We start from the raw sequence: 19233 nt of genomic DNA, 5'->3' as shown, positions 1-19233 counted from the left end.
GTTTTTTTATTCGAAACCGATTTTTTCCCCATAGTTAATTTGAAACCGCTTGGTTCTTGATTTTGACAGATTTTGCCGCAAAATTACACAAAACCGTTGAATAAGTCGTCACTATTGGTGTTAAAAAGACCGAAGAGCCCTACTTACAGCCCGCTAAAATCAACCCCTTCGAAGACCAGCGAAGGAATACGCCACGACGAATTTAACCGCGGGTCGTTTCCGGTTTCCGCAAGTGAGTTCCACAACGTGATCATGTTTCCGGTAACGTTCATTTCCGAAAGCGGCAAGGTAAGTTTACCTTTTTCGATAAGAAAGCCCTCGATCCCGTACGAAAAATCTCCGGTTGAACTGTTGCTGTTCCCCCCGTTGAATCCGGTAACAAGGATGCCGTGGGCCACATCGGAAATCAGGCCGTTCAGGTCTTTATTTCCCAGCTGCATGACCAGAATGGACGGATTGGCGACGGTTGGATCCACATCCATTTTTTTGGCGTTGTAGGTGTCGATGTAATAGGTCTTCAGTACTCCTTTATCGAAAACACTCCGGCGTTCTGTGGCTACACCCTCACTATCGAAATACCGGGCTCCGGACGCACCGATAAGGTGGGGCTCATCCAGGAGTGTAAACTTGTCACTGCCCACTTTCTGCCCGAGCTTATCCAGCAGGAATGAGTTTTTCTGCTGCAAGGCGGAACCAAAAATAGCACTCAGCATCGGACGAAGCAACTGCCCTGAATTCATCGGATCGACCACCATGGTGTATCTGCCCGACTTCGTTTTCTTCTGTCCGATTTTCTGCAGGGTGCGCTCCAATGCTTTTTGGCCTACTCCTTCCTTTACCAGTTTATCAAGATAGAGTGATGATTCGTACCAATAAGACGACGGACGGGCTTCGCCCTCACCTTTCACGGCTACACTTGCCGAGAGTGAGTACCACGATTGTTGGGTTTCACCTTCGAATCCATTGCTGGTTATCTGATAACTAAAGCCGTCTCCGTCACCATACGACGATTCCACCGAAATTATTCGAGGATCCTTGCCCAAGGCTTCTTCGGCAATTGCCTGTGCCAAGGCAACCTTATTGTCCGGATTTACAGCGCTGAACTGCGGATCAAGCAGCTGCAGGTCGGGCTTTCCTCCTTTGTAATAACGGGAGGCATCGGGAAGTACGCGTGCCTCGTCTTCAGCCAGGTACCGCGTGGATTCTACCCCGTTTCTGATAAACGATTCCAGTTCTTTCTTATCCAGCCGGTTGGTGGAATATGTTCCGTAACGTCCGTCTACATAAAGGAACAAGCTCATCCTGCTTTCCGAGGCTTGCTGCAGTTTATCCATCTGAGCATCACGAAGTTCAAAAGATGTGTTTGACCCCGAGTATAGTGATACTTTTGCTGCCTGGCAACCGTTCTTCAGGGCATAGTCCATGGCCCATTGTGCCAATTTTTTATTTTCGTTTGATATCATGACTCTCCTCCTACCGTTAATTTACTTACCAATGCCGACGGCATGCCACAGGTAACCGGACACGACTGTCCGTCTTTTCCACAAGTCCACGTGCCGTTATCTATTTTGTCGTTATCGGCTACCATAGTAATATCAGCCAATGCTTTCGGCCCGTTACCGATGATGTTAATGTCCTTGATGGGTTGGGTTAATTTTCCGTTTTCGATAAGGTACCCCGATTTTACGAAGAACGTGAAGTCACCCGCGCCGATCTGCACCTGGCCGTTGGTGAATTTATCAACAAAGATACCGTTCTTTACCGAAGCGATAATGTCGGACTCCTTCACATTTCCTGCCTCCATGTACGTTGCGCGCATGCGTGGTATAGGCATGTTCCGGAACGATTCACGACGGCCGTTTCCGGTGGAAGCGATCCCATAATGCCTGGCGCTGATGCGGTCGTGCAGGTAGCTGGTAAGGATACCGTCCTTCACAATGTAGGTTTTCTGTCCGTATGTACCCTCATCGTCAATATTTATCGACCCGCGGTTAAACGGGATGGTTCCGTCATCCACCACACTGATATGTTCGTTGCATATCTTCTTGTTGAGTTGTTCGGAGAAAATGGAAATATTCTTCCGGTTAAAATCAGCTTCAAACGCGTGCCCGATAGCTTCGTGCAACAAAATCCCCGATCCGCCGGATCCCATAACCACCGGCATCTCTCCCCCTTTGGGTTTGATGGCTTTGAACAAGATGGAAGCGTTTTCCACGGCTTCTCGGGCGATTACATCGATAATGTCATCCGACAGGAATTCGAACCCTTTCCGGTAAGCTCTCGCCGAATGACTGTTCTCAAACCTCCCGTTTTCTTCCATAATACAAACCGCGCTCAATGTTACCATCGGACGGTAATCGTAATAACTCACTCCCTCTGAGTTACAAAACAGTATGTGCGAAGTGCTGTCGTTGAGCGACGCCGATACTTTTTGCACCCGTTTATCGAGTGCAAAAATCTTGTCGTTCAGTTTTTGCAGGTAGGGTGTTTTCTCTTTCAGTGCTACACCTTCCCACGGGGTGGAGATTGCGTAGCAATTTGCTTTCAACGGCCTCTCAGTCAACGAAACCGGTTTCGTCTTCACACTGCTGCTGGCAATTCGCGCAGCTGTCCGGGCAGCTTTCAGCATTTCCTCGAGAGTAACGTTCTCGATGTAGGCATATCCGGTTTGATCTCCGGAAAGGACACGCACACCCATTCCAAAATCGATGTTAGAGTTACTCCGGTTTACCGCACCGTCTTGAAGTGCTACGCTATTGGTAAACGTATGCTCAAAAAACAAATCGGCATAGTCGCCGCCTTTCTCCAGTGCTGCCGTCAACGTTTTACGAACATCGGCATGGGTTATACCAAAATGTTGCATCGCTGATGAAACCGGCGCAGCTTCCTTATTTCCAGTTAAATCGGATGCGAACGTGGGTGCAGCCACAGCCCCGGCAAGAGCCAGACCGCCAGTCCTGATAAAATTTCGTCTGTCCATAAAGTAGATTTATTGTTGGTTTATTCTTCAAATATGATGTAAAAGTACGCAATAATTTATTATTAGACGTAAACCACAAGGATTTCATTACATCCATATTCCTGTTGAGCTTTTACTCCATACCCCTGCTATCGTTTCCGTAAAGCAGTATCTCCTCATGTTTCATGTTTATTTCACTTTTCAAGGTTTTAATTTCATTTCCCCCACTTTTTTTGTTTATTTTGTATTTCATTTTGTAAAAATTTGCAAAATAAATGAGAAAGGAAAACATCGCATCCATCTACAACCGTTACGTGGACGATCTGTACACGTATGCCCTCTACCTCGGTTTTGAGAAAGGAATCATTATGGATGCCATTCACGATGTTTTTTGCAAATTTGCAGCCAGTGAAAAGCTGCTTCAGGATGTTTCAAATATAAAGTTTTACCTTTTCAAGTCACTTAAAAACAGGCTTTATGATATTTATAAAGCCCGAAAAGAATATGCCGAATTATCCGCGATCGATCTGCAGGAAACGCCTTTCAATATCCAGGTTACCATTGAAGAACGGCTTATCGGTCAGGAGGAACAGCAACAGATAAAAAACCAGCTGGCGGAAATGCTCGAAAGCCTTACTGAACGTCAACGTGAAATCGTTTACCTGCGTTACGTCCAGGAATACGACTATGAACAAATCTCCGAACTGCTGAACATAAGCGTTCACGGATGCCGAAAACTCCTCTCAAAAGCCATGCAAAACCTACGCGAAAAATACGGCACACTTATTTTCCTTTTTCTCCTTTCTTAACACAAGGATGTTAAAATTACAAGATTTTTCAAAAATCAGGGGATAAATTTTCCCCCGGATCGTCTATCTATAAAGCGAATCTTGATGCCAACTTATACACGACATACCGATTTTCTAAAAGACAAGCAGTTCATCCGCTGGCAATTAGCGCCGGATGAAGAGCTAGAAGCGCATTGGGAAGGCTTTATCAAACAAAACCCGGAGTTAAAAATTGCCTTACAGCAAGCCATTGACTACCTTAAAACAACCGGACTGAACAAAAGCACCTTAAACGAGGATGAACGTATACGTTTGTTGAATGAAATTCAATCCACCGTCGAACGATCGTTGAAAAGAATAAAAAGCCGCCGGCTTATTCAACTCTCCGTTGCTTCCTGCGCAGCGATCGCCTTACTTATTGTTGGATTAAACCACTTTGTTTTTCAAGAAAAAAAAGTCCATTATTCAGCGGACAAAGAGCTCATTGTTGGGAATCTGTTAAACAATAAAGATATTCAGCTGATTACGGAAGAAGATTCGTTGTTGTTTCAAAACGACGTACAGGTAGAATTTGATAAAACTGGAAAAGCGAAAATCAGGCAAGTCGACAGTGAGGAAAAAACGGTGGAACTGACTAAAAGCAAGCAGAACACGCTCATTGTTCCGTACGGAAAACGCTCCACACTCACTCTTTCCGACGGAAGTAAAGTGTGGCTCAACTCCGGTTCCGTATTGGAGTTTCCTGCACAATTTACCGGAAACAACCGTGAGGTCCGGCTGGCATCGGGTGAGATGTACATCGAGGTGGCGCCCGACGGTAAAAAGCCTTTTCACGTACGTACCTCCGATTTTGACGTAAAGGTTTACGGCACCAAGTTCAACGTCTCCACATACGCCGATTCTCCGCAATCGGTTGTATTGGTAGAAGGCCGCGTAAGCTTACAACCCACAAACAAAAAGGAAACCTTTTTATCACCCAGCGAACAGGCTACTTATTCGGACAACGGTACATTCAACAGGCAAAAAGTGGATGTGAATCAATTTATCAGTTGGAAAAATGGTTACCTGGAATTCGATAAAACCCCTATGACGGATGTATTGAAACAGATCGGAAGATACTACAACCTCTCTTTTGACTTTGACAACGATGTGAATCTACAGAGGCGCACCTGTACCGGAAAAATCTACCTGTCGGAAAACCTGGATAACGTCATGACTACAATAGGGCTTCTGTCCTCAACCAAATACATAAAGGACAACAATCAAGTATTTATAATTAACTGATGTTTCGCAGTTAAAAATGAAGTTGATAATCAGAGGATAAGAGATAAAAAAAGCAGCATATTTTAGCTAATATATCATTGAAAATGATTATCTTAGCGATGGAAACCAAACCATTAAAATATGCTGCAGGACAAAGATATTAAAAAGATTCAAGAGTTGAAAGCGGACTTTACCCCCGGCAGGGTTTCCGCTGAAGATATTTTTAGCCGCTTCAAGGCGTTGAAGCTAAGCGAAGGTCTTTCTGAGTTCAAATGGTTCAAGACCCGGGGATATGATTTTAAAATGGTCCTGGCCCTGCTGGTCTCCATGGTGGTCAGTTCAGACAAGACGGTCAACTCCTATCTGAACAGCCCCACAGGTGAAGGTTCCACCATGGGCAAGGATGTGTTCTATCGCTTGAAGAACAGTTCCATCATATGCTGGCGGATGCTTATGTGGCATCTTGTGCATCGTTTTCTGACGGTGACGTCCAAAGATAGTGATGTAGATGATACCTCATCCCGTTACCTGATCTTCGATGACACCACCCTGTCTAAAACCGGGAAGCGTATAGAGAAGATCGGGAAGGTATGGGATCATGTAACCAACAGCTACGTGCTTGGATTCAAGCTGTTGGTGATGATGTACTGGGACGGTAAGTCCTCCATACCACTGGATTTCAGTCTTCACCGGGAAAAAGGGAAAAAGCAGGAACGCCCGTTTGGGATGACCAAAAAGCAGATCCGCAAGCAATACAGTTGCAAGCGTATCAAGGACTCGTACACCGCTAAACGTGTGGAAGAACTGGACACGAACAAGATTCAGATGGTCCTGCGGATGTTTTTCACGGCCATCTATCGCGGGCTTCGTGTTGATTACGTCCTGGTGGACAGCTGGTTTACTTGCGATGCGTTGATACAGGCTATCCGGAGTGTGAAGGACAAGGAAGTTCACCTGATCGGGATGTACAAGTTTGCAAAGACTAAGTTTGAGTATCAGGGTAAGAGCCTGACTCACGCCCAGATCAATAACATGCTGGGCAAACCCAGGCGCTGCCGTTCCCTGGGTTACCAGTACAAACAGGCCAGGGTGCTGTACCAAGGTGTTGAGATCTGCCTTTTCTTTAGTCGTCGGGGCAAAAATGACAAATGGAAGGTTTTGTTGACGACGGACACGAAACTGACGTTCAAGGGATTGATCGGGCATTACCAGGTAAGATGGGTTGTGGAGGTGTTCAATCGAGAATCGAAGCAATTGTTGAACCTGGGAAGATGTCAATCCAGTAACTTTGACGCCCAGGTAGCAGAAACGACCATCAGCATGATAGCCTATCTGTTATTGACACTGCGTTTCCGGTACGATAACTACGAGTCGAAAGGGGCACTTTATCGGTCAATGAACGCCGATGTGCTCAGGGAAACACTCGACAGACGGCTATGGGGGCTGTTCATCGAGTTAGTCTGCTCAGTATGCGAGGTATTGGAGATGGATGCCGATGATTTACTTGAAAAAATGTTGGCCAATCCAAAAGCAGAATCCATGATCATTGCACTGTGTTGTTCGGTGATGGTTAAGGACGATTGAGAAATTGTAAAATATAAAATGTTATAGTACAGAGATATAGATAATAATGCATTTCCCTTCTATTTCTTTGTCAATGGTTTGAGGGAAGTGCGAAACATGAGTAATTAATGAACCCAATTAAACTTTAAGCCTATGCACAGAGATAGATAATATTTACGAAAAACAAAAAAGCCGAACGATACTGCGAATACCGTCCGGCCAAATTGAATTTAATTACCTTGATTATTAATAATTAAAATCGTACAAAGATATGAATAAACTTTCAATTGAAGGAAGAAAACCCCTCAATAATTTTAAACATTGTCTAAAAATCATGAGAATAACCCTGTTCTTCTTGTTTTTCTGCATATTGTTTTCTTCAGCAGATAACAGTTATTCTCAGGAATTTACCATCAAGTCAAAAACAGCTTCTATAAAAGAAGTCTGTAAAGAAATTGAAAAGGGTAGTGATTATGTTTTCGTTTTCTCGGATAACTGTGAAAAACTGATTAACAAGAAAGTTAACGTTGAAGCCAATTCAAAAAATGTATTGGAAGTTCTGGATGCCGTATTATCCAGTACAGGACTCATGTATAAAATATTGGACAAACAAATCGTTGTCTATAAATCCACAGAAGCTGCTCCGTCTGTAGCTATTGAACAACCGGACATCAATATTATTCAACAACAAAAAACAAACACCATAACGGGAGTGGTAACTGACAAGTCGGGTGACCCTCTACCGGGTGTAAGCATTGTAGTGGTGGGTGTGGGTATCGGTACCGTAACCGATTTGGATGGAAGATTCAGCCTCACGATTCCATCTCAAGCGAAAGCTCTGCGTTTCTCGTTTGTTGGTATGATGACACAGGAGATACCCATCGAAGGAAGAACCACGATCAGGGTGCTGATGGAAGAGGAATTAATTGGAATTAAAGAAGTAGTGGTCACTGCACTTGGAATTGAAAGAAGCAAACGTAGCCTGAGTTATGCTACCGAACTGGTCAATGTGGAGTCCTTATCAGATGTTCGTGACCCCAGCCTGGCTACCTCCTTATCGGGAAAGGTCTCCGGAGTATCCATCTCTAATTCATCAGGTGCTTCTGGCGTGGGAGGTAGTTCCAGGATTATCATACGCGGTAACAAATCGATTAATCGCAGCAACGAACCTCTTATTGTGGTGGATGGTATACCTTATAACAATTCCAAAGGAGCAATTTCCACTGATAATTCAACCCGTGAAGTGGACTCTTTCGATGGGTTTTCCAACATCAATGCCGATGACGTACAGAGCATCAACGTACTGAAAGGACCCGCTGCCGCAGCACTATACGGTTCTGCAGCAAATAATGGGGCAATTATCGTGACCACAAAAAAAGGTAAAATGGGTAAACCGCAGATTGAATTCAACTCCATCACCACCATAGACGTGCCCTATATGTTTCCCCATTTGCAAAACGAATACGCACAGGGATCAGGAGGTATCTACTCCTCCACAATTGCTGCAATGAGTTGGGGGCCGAAGATGAGTGGCCAGAAAGTAACCAACTGGACCGGTGAGGAAATTGAGCTTAAGGCACAGCCCAATAATGTGAAAGACTTCTTTCTTAACGGCTATAACTTAACCAATACGTTGTCTTACAGTGCTGGCAGTGAACGATCGACAGTCTACTTCTCCTATAGTAACACCACGGCACGGGGAATGCTGAAGACAGACAAGCTGGAAAGACACAATTTCAACTTACGCCTTAATGCCGAGTTGATCCCCAAATTACGAATGGATTTCAAGATTACCTCTTTTATGCAGGATATGGATAGCCGACCTGCAAGTGGTGATGACTACTTCAGCCCCATGCAGAATTTATTGCGCATGCCAAGAAGTCTCAGAAGTGTGGATTTGAAGGATTTTGAATACTACAACGAGGAAGGATCTCTCAAACAAAATATCTGGGTACCGGGAGGCACGTCCACATTGAACAATCCCTATTGGTCGCTCTATCGTCGGGTAGCACCTACCAGTCGCAATAGAACCACGGCTTTTACATCCTTAAAATATGAATTCACCAACTGGTTATCGGCTCAAGCTAGGGTTTCCATGGATGCGATCCATGATGATGCCGAGGAAAAGATATATTGGGATGCGATCTACGTGAATGATGGGAAAGGAAATTATTACACCTCTTTCAGAAAAGCACAGGATCTTACAGCAGATTTCATGCTTAATTTTCGTAAAGAAATTTCCAACGGTTTAACCTTTAACGTAATGGTCGGAGGTGAGGTGAAAGACAGTAAAGCAAGAGGCCAATCAGCTACCACAAACGGATTGACGGTGGAAAATAAATTTGCATTGAACTTCGGGGCATCAAACACTACGACTGACAGTGAATCGAGGGTACAAACACAAAGTCTTTACGGAACGGCTCAAATGGCTTATAAAGACATGATCTATCTCGACCTCACTGCACGAAACGATTGGAACTCCACGCTTCCACCCCCTTACGACTATTTCTATCCTTCTGTGGGTGCAACCGCCATCCTTTCTGAAATGGTCAAGCTACCCGATATCATATCGTTCGCTAAATTCAGAGGATCATATGCTGAAGTAGGAAATGGAGTGGGCTTTGCGTCCATCTTTCAGACCTACGGAAGAAATACGAACGGGCCGATTGGGCAAATCACCACAAGTGGCACGAAAGTGGCAGAACAACTGGTTCCTGAAAAATCCAAATCCTGGGAATTGGGAGGGGAACTACGGTTTTGGAATAACCGGATTGGCCTTGATTTTACCTGGTATAAATCAAACACCATTAATCAGTTAATATCTATTACGGCACCACCTACTTCAGGATATACCAGTACCCAAATCAATTGTGGCGATATCCAGAATAAAGGGATTGAATTGATGCTTTCGGGAAAACTGATAGAGAATAAACACTTTACATGGAATTCCTATCTGACATTTTCACGCAACAAAAACAAGGTACTTGAGTTATACCAGGGGGTTGACCGGTATGAACTAAGTATGCCCAATCTCTCTTTGGGAAATAGCTGGGTAGAGGTGGGACGCCCCTATGGGGAGATCTACTCAAGAACATTCAGGCGCGACACGCAAGGAAGGATCATAGTATCCGACAATGGATTACCCATCATAACACCCGATCCTGACCATTACCTTGGAAACTATAACTATGACTGGCAAAGCGGATTATCCAACTCATTCAGCTATAAGAACTGGCATTTAAATTTTCTTATTGATTTGAATTACGGTGGAATCAGAACATCTGCTACAGAATCCATGCTGATGTCTACAGGAGGTAGTGAGGCCACGCTATATGGACGGGATGGATTTATTTTTGAAGGCGTAAAGGAGGATGGCACTCCTAACGACGTGACAATAAATGCAGAGGCGTACGGAACACTCGTAGGAGGAAGGAGCTCAAACAACGGGCCCTCTGAGCTTTTTACCCATGAAGCTACCAATTCACGCTTGCGTGAACTTTCATTAGGTTATAATTTCGCGGTTAAGAGTGAACTGATTTCCGCCGTGAGGGTATCACTGGTGGGGAGGAACTTGCTATATTTTTATAACGGATGCGACTGGTTTGATCCCGATGTCACCTACGATACTGGAGCAAATGGGCAAGGAGCTGAGAACTCATTCCTGCCGGGGGCACGCACTTTTGGTTTAAATATTAAGTTATCATTTTAACCATTAAATTCATCAAATATGAAACATCTAAATATTATAAAAAGAGAGAAACTATTCTCTCTGATATGGATATGCATCGTCTGTTTTGCTTGTACTGATCAGTTTGAGAAATACAACCTGAATAAAACCCAATTGATGGAAATTACCGACAAGGAACTTGCAGGCCTTTTTACACGCGCCCAGATTTCAGGGAACTGTTTACTCACCAGCGATCAATACAGCAGGGGTAAAAGCAATATCTCTGATCATTTTTCCGGGTACACAGTCATCGGAGGAGTTGACAGGGAACAAAATGTACTTCATTTATCGCACGAGCAGTCGGTATTCAAGACTTTTTACAGTCAGTCCATTCCAGCTATTGTGGCTATCTTGAACAATACTGTGGATGAAAACCCTACTGCATACCACGTGGCCATGATCTGGAAAGGATATGTAATGCACCGGATGGCGGATGCCTGGGGACCCTTGCCCTATACCGAAGCAGGCAATGGCAAAGATGTAATCCCCTATGAAAGTGTCAAAGACATCTACTACAATATTTTCAGGGATCTGACTGCGGCAGTTGACTATCTGACTCCCGAAGTCAGCAGGAATCCCGGATTAAATGTATTTGGAGCAGGGGATATCCTTTACAACGGTGAAGTTATTCAATGGATAAAATTTGCCAACACCATGCGCCTTCGTCTAGCCTGCCGGATATCCAATGTTGATCCTGAAAAGGCAAAAACCGAAGCGGAAGCAGCGGTTAAGGGTGTGATGATGGAAAATAATGAGGACAACGCCATGATCATGGATCTTCCCTCGTTCAACGGTGTTCAAAATGGGATGTGCCGTATCGGAGGATGGCATCAAAACTCGATGAGTACTAGCATGGAAAGCGTTTTGAAAGGATACCAGGATCCCCGCCTTCAGGAGTATTTTTCTGTTGTGAAGCAAGAGACTACCGTTGACCAACCTGAAATCATGGCAAATATAGGCGGTTATCATGGTTTGACCAGTGGTTTTACGGCTGAGGATATTGTTGCATTTAAACTTTATTCCAACTTCGGACCGAGATGGGTTGGAGAAAATGTTGTCTCTACAGAAGTTCCCATAAACGTGAGTAATGCTGCCGAAACCTGGTTTCTGAAAGCCGAAGGTGCCTGGAGGGGGTGGAATATGGGAGGCACCGCTCAATCGTTCTATGAAAAAGGGATTGAAGTCTCTATTAGACAGTGGAGAGGGGCCTCTTTTCCCGCATCCCAAATTCAGGACTACATAAACAGCCTTGCAACACCCGTCGCTCCGGATAATCATCCCTATTATGATCCACCAATGACAGATATCCCCGTGAAATACACATCAAACAGTGAGAAACAGTATGAGCAGATCATGACCCAAAAATGGTTGGCACTGTTTCCGGATAGTTGGGAAGCCTGGACAGAATATCGGAGAACACGACTCCCAAAAATCTATCCAAAAAAGAATTCAATGAATCCGAATATTGATGTATCAAGAGGTATGATTGTAACCAGATTACCGTATCCCGATGATGAAAAAACGGGGCAACCCGATGAAATAGCCAAAGCAGTGACATTGCTGGGCGGTCCTGATCTCGAATCTACTCCTCTCTGGTGGGATGTAAATCCCAATGGTAACTAATACGAAAGACTTCTCTTCTCAAGGGGAAGAAAAGTCTTTTCTTCCCCTATCTTTTTTGGAATAATATCATAAAATGTTATGAATAAGCTATTTGCGATCAGTATAATTTGGACGCTATCGGCCATTTCACTCTTTTCGCAAGGATATCTGCTTCGAAAAGATCGGGCAGCTTCTATCTGGTGGACAGAGGGAGTGTATAAGATAATGCAGGAACATAAAACTCCTTCCGTCAAAAAAACAGTTCAGATTTATTCAGCAAGAAATGAATCCGAATCATTCCAGGTCGTCCTCACAGGCAGACAAACACTGCGCAACGTTGCTGTTACATTAGAGGCTTTTCATGATAAAAACGGAAACGAAATTGATACCTCAAACTTGTCTGTTCGTTTGGTGGAATATGTTCATGTGAAAAACGCTTCGGGATTGCAGCATAAATCCGGTCTTTATCCCGATCCATTACCGGCTTACAGCGAGCCGTTTACGGTAAACGAAAGAGAAAGCTTTCCGTTATGGATTACTGTTTACGTTCCCCCTGGCACACCCAAAGGAGATTACATTTCAGCTTTGACTTTCCGCTCCGAAAATTGGGAACAAAAAGTATCCATAAAGCTGCATGTCTGGGACTTTGCTCTTCCTCCTTCTCCTGTTATGCGTTCGGCTTTTGGATTTTATGGAAACAACGTAAAAAGATACCATAACCTCACAAATATCGAAGATTATTTGAAAGTTCAGGAGCTCTATTTTCAGACTTTCCGGCAATACCGCATATCTCCACAGGAGTTCTATGAGGGCAATGAGATCAAAAAAAGTGTAACCGGCATACCCTGGTCGGGCGGAACTTACGACCCTGATACTGTATTTGAGGGAAGATACTCCTTCCAGGTAAATGACCGCAACTACAGTTCTCACTTTCCGGCATCATATTCCGAATTGATTAAAATTGATTATAGAAAGCCCTATAACATTAAATTCTGGGTGAAAACGCACAAAGAAAAACAGGTGTATGCTGTCGCCATTAAATGTTACGATAAAAATCGCCAGGAACTACCTTACGACATCAAGTTCAAGCGGTTCTACGGATCAACATCATGGCAAGCCGATTCCCTATACATAGACCCGGATCTTCCTTTTTTCTACAAAGACGAAATGATGATATACCGTCCTTTTCCACGAGAAGCCGTTTATGCCGGCATTCAGCTTTATGCCGTATTGAACGACCCTTACGGTCTTACTGCACAAGAGCCTGTGGGAACCACATGGTTTGACAACATTCTTTTCGAGGATGTCATCACGAAGGAAAACCTTCTTCCTCATGGAGATTTTGAAGTAGACATTCATCAACTAAAGGTGAACTTGAATTTTGATGATTTTGATCATGCTGCTGAAAAGTATCTCGATGAATATGGTTTTACGGGTTTCAGATACAAAATCCCCGAACTGAGAGAAGGCAATTATTATGGAAGAACAACTCAATATTTCAATGGTTTTGTAGGGGGTACACCAGAATATGAAAAACTGATTACTTCTATTTTGTCACAATTGCAGGATCACTTGGAACAAAAGGGATGGCTTGGAAAAGAATATCTGTATTGGATTGACGAGCCGAAACAGGAATACTACTGGTTTGTGCGGGAAGGGATGGAAATGATTAAAAAGGCTGCGCCAAAACTGACGACGTTGATCACAGAGAACAACCCCGGCCCTGAAATCATGGATGTTACGGATATCGGTTGCCCCGTTTTGGCGAGATTCAACTACGATTCATCCAAACCGTGGATGGACAAAGGCCGTGAGATGTGGTCCTACCTGATGACCTGGCCTAAGCTACCCCATCTGAATCTTTTTATTGATAACCCCCATGCTGTTGATCTGCGTGTATGGGCTTGGTTATCCTACAAATGGGGACTAAAAGGATTGTTGTGCTGGTGTAGCAATTACTGGGATTCACCGGGGATATCCCCTGAAAAACAGTCTGTGTGGGACAACACCATGCAATATTTTGGCGGATACAATAATCCGGTAGGAGGTGCTGCTGAATTTGGAAATGGAGACGGCATGTTTTTCTACCCACCAAACCGTCAACCCGAAACAGATAAAAGAGCTTACATCACAGGGCCCGTTCCTTCCATTCGACTGTCGGTTCTTCGCGATGGAATGGATGACTATGATTATATGAAGATATTGGAAAATTATGTCTCAAAAGCCTCTCCTGAGGAAGCCTCTTTGGTAAAACAGGCAAAGGCGCTACTGCATATAGGTGATGAAATAGTTGCCAGTGATACTGTTTATGCAAAAGATCCTCATATTCTTTTAAAAAGAAGACAGGAAATTGCTGAAATGATTGAAATATTCAAAACTAAAAAAAGCCAATGAGATATCTACAACCTATCATTCTTCTTGCAACATTGTCTGTTATCTGTTGTACCTCTCCAATAAGAGTACATGATAATCCGTTGAATTATGTCGATCCGTTCATCTGCACCGAAGGAGATAACGGCATGCTTTATCCGGGACCAGCCATGCCATTCGGATTGGTACACCTTTCACCCGAAACCGAAGGGGATTCGCACGTCGGATACTATTACGAGGACGATTCGATTGAGGGATTCTCGCATACCCGTATTGCCGGTGCGGGCTCCAAGGGAAAGGGAGGCGGATTGCTCATCAAACCCGGCATAGGCCTGTTTACCAATCAGATTGAGAAGTTTCGCGAGCCGTTGGTAAAAAGTACCGAAGAAGCCCGTCCGGGTTATTACAGGGTCAAGCTTGAATCGGGGGTAAATGTCGAGTTAACGACCTCGGACCACGTAGGGTTTCATCGCTATACCTTTCCTAAGGATCAAAGAAAAAATCGCTATGTGGCTGTTGACCTATCACATAGTTATGTAGGAATGCTGGATGCAAAAATAAATATCAAGAGTGAGAACGTAATAACAGGATATTTCAAATCACTACATAACAGTGGAGGGGGATATCATACACTCTATTTTGCCATCGTCAGTGATCAACCCTTTGAAACATTTACTTCATGGGATGGTGCAGATTGTGGAAAAGTAAATGAAAGACAAGGTAAACAAATTGGTGTATGGTTGGAATATCCCGAAAACGGAAAAAACCAAGTTTGCCTAAAAGTGGGTCTGTCGACAGTCGATGAGGAATTGGCCTATGAAGAGGCTCAGAACGAGATTAAAGGATGGGACTTTGATCAGGCACAGAAGCTTTGTGCAGGTCGTTGGGAAAAAATGTTACGGAAAGTGGAGGTGATCGGAGGTTCGGAAGAATTGAAAACTATTTTTTATACGCATTTGTACCATAGCTACTTGGTGCCACATTTGTCAAGTGCTTCAAATGGCGACTATCGCCCTTTGAACCAACCTAATATGGTATTGAACACAAAAGAAACTGCTCCCGACTTCACATATTACTCTGCATGGAGTCTCTGGGATGATTTTCGAAAATATTCATTGGTGTCGTTGCTTGAACCTTCATACACCAGAAACATTGCCCGTTCACTGGTTGACTATTACGCACACAAGAACAAGGAGGGAAGAGATGCAAAATACTCTCCCACACCCCATATCCGCATGGAGTTCAATAGTACGGTAGTAATGGATGCCTGGAATAAGGGGATCAGGGATTTCGACGCATCAATTGCCTATGAAGGGATGAAAGAGTATGCTTTGAATGCAGAGGGAGAGCGTATCAGTGACCAACTGGAACATTTTTACCACGCTTATGTTGCCATGTTGATGGCGAAAGAATTGGGGAAAGAAGAGGATGCCGAAATGTTTCGAATCAAAGCACTTGGATATAGAAATGTGTGGTGTGCCACGCAAAAAGATCGGGAAGGGACGATGCGTGGCTTTTTTACTCCTGCAGGAAAAGAGGTGGAAGACGTAGAGGATTTTGAAAAACATGTGTACGAGGGACATCTGTGGCACTATCGCTGGTTCGTGTTGCATGATGTGGAGGGATTGGCGTCGCTGCGCGAAGGCAAAGAGCAGTTGGCCCAAGACCTGGAGTACTTTTTTGAAAATGACCTGTTTATGATGGTCAATGAACCCGATATACATGCCCCTTTCCTGTTTAATTATCTCGGGAAGCCCTGGTTGACCCAGAAATGGGCACGAATCTTTACAACCAAAGAAGTAACGCAACGCTACCACAACCATGGTTTATACGAAACACCCGTCGTATCACGCATATTCAGGGCAGACACCAAAGGGTATATCGAAACCATGGATGACGATGCAGGAGCAATGGCTTCCTGGTTTGTGATGAGTGCCATGGGGTTGTTCCCCTCAGATCCTGCGATGCCTTATTATCTAATTGGGTCTCCCATATTTCCCGAGTACCGGATTCAGCTGGAGAAAGGAAACGTCTTCACGGTTAAAGCAAACAACGTGAGTGAGGATAATTTCTATATCCAATCTGCCACGCTAAACGGAGTGGAATTCGATCAATGCTGGATATCCTATGATACCATCGTGTCGGGTGGAGTGCTGGAATTTGAAATGGGAAATGTACCCAATAAAAAGTGGGGTAAGTCGGGAGATATTCCTTCCGGCATGAAAGAAACCTTCTGAATAAGAGCTGATCAGATGGATCCACATATTCGAAATTGATATAAATTATTTCAAATGGAAATTATAAAAAGTACTTTTTTAAAAAGAAGAAGATGGTACCCGATGTGGATGTTATCTGTGTTGCTTATTATTCATGCCAATTTATGCTTCTCTCAGGAAACTGTTTTTCGTGTCGCAAAGATATGGGATCACGCGAACCACAATGCATTTACTGATTTAATAAGGCATGAGGGGAAATTTTATTGCACATTCAGAGAAGCTGATTCACATTTGATCTTTCCTTCTAAACAGAATGGAAGAATCAGAATTCTCTCTTCTGAGGATGGATACAACTGGATATCGTTTGCTTTGATAAGCAAAGAGGGATTCGATCTGCGCGATCCGAAACTGTCGAACACTCCCGAAGGGCGACTGATGTTGCTTGTGGGTGCCCTGGAGTGGGATAAGGATAAAGAAAAACAGATCAATAGTCGTAATACACAAGTGTCGTTTCTGGATGATCAGACAAGAAGATTCTCCGCTTTGCAAGAGATTATCTTCGATGAAAACTTCACAACCGGGCATAATTGGTTATGGCGTATCACATGGTGGCGTGGTACAGGTTACGGAGTGGTCTATACAGACAATGCTGTATATCTGGTACAGACAAGCAATGGTACCCATTATTCATTCATTACCAAACTCAACATTCCGGGATCTCCGAGCGAAGCGTCTATTGCTTTTAAACGCAGCGATGAAATGGTGATGGTGATCCGGCGTGATGGGGATAATGAAGAGGATCGAAAAGGATATATCGGCAGATCATTCAAACCATATACAGAATGGACATGGATACCCACAGAACGTCTTGGGGGACCGGCGATGATCAGGTATACCGACGAACAGTTCATTGTAGCGTCCCGTTCGTATAAATACGAAAAGGAGCATGCGACCCTTTATCTCCTTGGTGATGACAACCGGTTAAACTGTATAACCGAATTACCTTCCCACCGGGATTGCAGTTATGCCGGCATGGTGTTCTACGATAATAAACTATGGGTATCCTATTATTCGTCTCATGAAGGTAAGTCATCGATCTATATGGCAACAGTACCTTTATCGTATATTGAGCATAATATCTGGTAATAATGAAGCTGGTTTTTATATTATTGATGTTGTTTATTCCGTTAATCGGAAGAGGACAAACTGTTTTCACTTTAAATATACAGGAGAAAGCGGGAATCAATCACTATTTCTGGAAAGCTGCCGGACACGATTTTATGTTTCAAATGACTGATGATGATGCCGGAAAGTATCTTTTATCCCGAATTAGCAGTTACAATTCCATTAAATACATACGGAGCCATTTCACTTTCAACAGCGACGATAAGGGTGGCCAGATTGTAGTATATGATCCTGATGGAAAATACCATTACGATTTTTCAAAGATAAATCATACTTTTCAAAACTATCTCACACACGGAATCAAACCCATAGTTGAATTCGATTTCTTTCCCGACAATTTTGCTAAGCCATTGGGTAACGACACCAACAATGAAGGTTTTACAGGGAAAAATGCACAACCGAGAGATTGGTTGGAATGGGAACAGTTGATGAGAGCTTTTATGGAAAACCTGATAGAAACATTTGGGAAGGAAGAGTTAAAAACCTGGTATTACGAGGTATGGAATGAACCCGACAATTGGCCAACCGAACATCTTCATATTTTTTTCAGGCTTTATGATACATTTGCTGATGTTGTGAAATCATATGATCAGGATTTTAAGGTTGGTGGACCGGCAACTTACAATTTGTATGCATTAAAAGCATTTTTAGATCATGTGACATCAGGGACAAACTTTGTAACCGGTGAAGTAGGTTCTCCCATAGATTTTATTTCCCATCATATTTATGGATTATCCGGAGGATGGTTACATGCTCCTCCGGAAATTGTTCCCCAGGTAAGCCGTTTTTCGCAAGAGTTGCACTGGATCAAACGTTTGCTGGATAAATATGAAAGTATAAAAGATATTGATTTTCATCTGAATGAGTGGGGTGTTTGTTCTAATTTTCAAAAGGCACAAGCGCAATATCCACAGCTTGAATACCGTAACAATGAGTTCTCACCCTTATTCATGACAAAGCTGATTGACTGCCTGTATGCACTCGAAGACAACTACGATTTTAAAACTTCCATGTTGCTTTACTGGGGCTTCTCGTGGGAAGATCAAAAAAATGAAATGTTTACCGGAAACCGGGAACTGACTACCGGGGGTCATACGCCCAAACCCATATTGACGGGATTTGAGCTATTGGCCAAACTGCAACCCGAGAGATTAAAGGCAATTGGCAACGTCCCGGGTGACCGCTTGGGAATTATCCCGACCATCGGGTCGAAGGAATTGGCTTTCATCGTATACAATTTTAATGAGACCGATGATGATTTGTCAAAAACAGATCAACTCAGGATCGACGTGAACGGACTGATTCCCAATACAGAATATCAAACTAAAATATATAAGCTGAACAGGGAGTATAATAACAGTTATGCGAAATGGTTGAAAATAGGTTCACCTTCAGTACCCGGTAGACTACCCGCTGATTGGTCCGCAAAAGTGAGCAATTTGGAGCTCGAAAACGAAATTATTATATCCGACCATTCAGGTACATTATCGTTTAATGTCGTTTTATCCCGACATAGTATGAATTTGTACACCATCGACTTAACATTGTAACAAGTAAAAA

At 43.5% G+C, this 19233-nt stretch carries 11 protein-coding genes; 9 read left to right on the top strand and 2 right to left on the bottom strand.

Annotation, left to right across the window (positions count from 1 at the left end):
• Positions 1–143: 143 nt before the first annotated feature.
• Together AACM02_RS05140 and AACM02_RS05135 are read right to left on the bottom strand one after the other, a co-directional pair.
• The gene (locus tag AACM02_RS05140; RefSeq protein ID WP_339116269.1) at positions 144–1463 is read right to left on the bottom strand and encodes a TldD/PmbA family protein; all 1320 of its coding nucleotides are present in this window, start codon (positions 1461–1463) and stop codon (positions 144–146) included.
• A complete protein-coding gene (locus tag AACM02_RS05135) occupies positions 1460–2980 on the bottom strand; it encodes a TldD/PmbA family protein (RefSeq protein WP_339116268.1) in 1521 nt (506 codons plus the stop codon). The genes AACM02_RS05140 and AACM02_RS05135 overlap by 4 nt, the downstream gene beginning before the upstream one ends.
• Positions 2981–3234: 254 nt before the next feature.
• Here AACM02_RS05135 and AACM02_RS05130 point away from each other — a divergent pair, with 254 nt between their 5' ends.
• The 9 genes from AACM02_RS05130 to AACM02_RS05090 all read left to right on the top strand — a co-directional run bounded on the left by AACM02_RS05130 (position 3235) and on the right by AACM02_RS05090 (position 19223).
• Entirely contained in the window at positions 3235–3768 is a 534-nt protein-coding gene (locus AACM02_RS05130) for a sigma-70 family RNA polymerase sigma factor (protein ID WP_339116267.1), read from the top strand.
• Between the two features lie 84 nt (positions 3769–3852).
• Entirely contained in the window at positions 3853–5031 is a 1179-nt protein-coding gene (locus AACM02_RS05125) for a FecR domain-containing protein (RefSeq protein WP_339116266.1), read from the top strand.
• Positions 5032–5151: 120 nt separating this feature from the next.
• Entirely contained in the window at positions 5152–6594 is a 1443-nt protein-coding gene (locus AACM02_RS05120; protein WP_339115938.1) for a transposase, read from the top strand.
• Positions 6595–6907: 313 nt separating this feature from the next.
• On the top strand, positions 6908–10282 hold the full coding sequence (locus AACM02_RS05115) for a SusC/RagA family TonB-linked outer membrane protein (protein ID WP_339116265.1): 3375 nt from the start codon (positions 6908–6910) through the stop codon (positions 10280–10282).
• A gap of 18 nt (positions 10283–10300) precedes the next feature.
• The gene (locus tag AACM02_RS05110) at positions 10301–11923 is read left to right on the top strand and encodes a SusD/RagB family nutrient-binding outer membrane lipoprotein (protein ID WP_339116264.1); all 1623 of its coding nucleotides are present in this window, start codon (positions 10301–10303) and stop codon (positions 11921–11923) included.
• A gap of 78 nt (positions 11924–12001) precedes the next feature.
• On the top strand, positions 12002–14296 hold the full coding sequence (locus AACM02_RS05105) for a DUF4091 domain-containing protein (RefSeq protein ID WP_339116263.1): 2295 nt from the start codon (positions 12002–12004) through the stop codon (positions 14294–14296).
• The gene (locus AACM02_RS05100) at positions 14293–16509 is read left to right on the top strand and encodes a GH92 family glycosyl hydrolase (protein ID WP_339116262.1); all 2217 of its coding nucleotides are present in this window, start codon (positions 14293–14295) and stop codon (positions 16507–16509) included. The genes AACM02_RS05105 and AACM02_RS05100 overlap by 4 nt, the downstream gene beginning before the upstream one ends.
• A 54-nt stretch (positions 16510–16563) precedes the next feature.
• Entirely contained in the window at positions 16564–17634 is a 1071-nt protein-coding gene (locus tag AACM02_RS05095) for a hypothetical protein (protein WP_339116261.1), read from the top strand.
• A 2-nt stretch (positions 17635–17636) separates the two neighbouring features.
• Positions 17637–19223 (top strand): GH39 family glycosyl hydrolase, encoded by a 1587-nt coding sequence (locus AACM02_RS05090; RefSeq protein ID WP_339116260.1) that lies wholly within the window; start codon positions 17637–17639, stop codon positions 19221–19223.
• Positions 19224–19233: the final 10 nt, after the last annotated feature.

It is taken from the genome of Petrimonas sp. (assembly GCF_963921705.1).
GTDB lineage: Bacteria > Bacteroidota > Bacteroidia > Bacteroidales > Dysgonomonadaceae > Petrimonas > Petrimonas sulfuriphila.
Note: the sequence above shows the minus strand (reverse complement) of the source record. Positions and strands in the feature narration are given on the sequence as shown.

Coding starts and splice junctions, on each gene's coding strand:
- AACM02_RS05140 (WP_339116269.1), bottom strand. CDS start 1,463: ATGATATCAAACGAAAATAAAAAATTGGCACAATGGGCCATGGACTAT.
- AACM02_RS05135 (WP_339116268.1), bottom strand. CDS start 2,980: ATGGACAGACGAAATTTTATCAGGACTGGCGGTCTGGCTCTTGCCGGG.
- AACM02_RS05130 (WP_339116267.1), top strand. CDS start 3,235: ATGAGAAAGGAAAACATCGCATCCATCTACAACCGTTACGTGGACGAT.
- AACM02_RS05125 (WP_339116266.1), top strand. CDS start 3,853: ATGCCAACTTATACACGACATACCGATTTTCTAAAAGACAAGCAGTTC.
- AACM02_RS05120 (WP_339115938.1), top strand. CDS start 5,152: ATGCTGCAGGACAAAGATATTAAAAAGATTCAAGAGTTGAAAGCGGAC.
- AACM02_RS05115 (WP_339116265.1), top strand. CDS start 6,908: ATGAGAATAACCCTGTTCTTCTTGTTTTTCTGCATATTGTTTTCTTCA.
- AACM02_RS05110 (WP_339116264.1), top strand. CDS start 10,301: ATGAAACATCTAAATATTATAAAAAGAGAGAAACTATTCTCTCTGATA.
- AACM02_RS05105 (WP_339116263.1), top strand. CDS start 12,002: ATGAATAAGCTATTTGCGATCAGTATAATTTGGACGCTATCGGCCATT.
- AACM02_RS05100 (WP_339116262.1), top strand. CDS start 14,293: ATGAGATATCTACAACCTATCATTCTTCTTGCAACATTGTCTGTTATC.
- AACM02_RS05095 (WP_339116261.1), top strand. CDS start 16,564: ATGGAAATTATAAAAAGTACTTTTTTAAAAAGAAGAAGATGGTACCCG.
- AACM02_RS05090 (WP_339116260.1), top strand. CDS start 17,637: ATGAAGCTGGTTTTTATATTATTGATGTTGTTTATTCCGTTAATCGGA.